Here is a 580-nt window from a genome sequence, read left to right on the forward strand (position 1 = left end):
GATCGTGACGGTCGTGCCGGCTTCCGCCGTGCCGGTGATGATGGGGGTGGCGTTGTTGGTCAGACCAGGCAGCGTCGTGATCGCCGGCACACCAGGCGCGACGCTGTCGATAGTCAGGGCGACGGCCGCGGACGGACCCGAGGCGTTGCCGGCCGCGTCCTGTGCCACAGCCGTAAAGCTGTTGGCACCCTGCGCCAGCGGGGCGGTGGGGGTGAAGCTGAAGATGCCGTTGGCGCCGGCCACAGCGGTGCCCAGCACCGTGCCGTTGTCGGAGATCGTGACGGTCGTGCCGGCTTCCGCCGTACCGGTGATGATGGGGGTGGCGTTGTTGGTCAGACCGGGCAGTGTCGTGATCGCCGGCGCACCGGGTGCGACGCTGTCGATGGTCAAGGCAACGGCCGCCGATGCGCTCGAGACGTTGCCGGCCGTGTCCTGCGCGGTGGCGGTGAGGCTGTTGGCGCCCTGCGCCAGCGGGGCGGTGGGGGTGAAGCTGAAGACGCCGTTGGTGCCGGCCACAGCGGTGCCCAGCACCGTGCCGTTGTCGGAGATCGTGACGGTCGCGCCCGCCTCCGCCGTACCG

The 580-nt window shown here is 70.9% G+C and carries 1 protein-coding gene; it reads right to left on the reverse strand.

All coding sequences use genetic code 11. From position 1 onward, the window contains the following. Positions 1 to 580, reverse strand: a 580-nt coding sequence (locus F6X53_RS32865; protein WP_191971091.1) for an Ig-like domain-containing protein, incomplete at both ends; no start/stop codon positions are given.

The sequence above is a fragment of the Methylobacterium soli genome, from assembly GCF_008806385.1.
GTDB classification, from domain to species: Bacteria; Pseudomonadota; Alphaproteobacteria; order Rhizobiales; family Beijerinckiaceae; genus Methylobacterium; species Methylobacterium soli.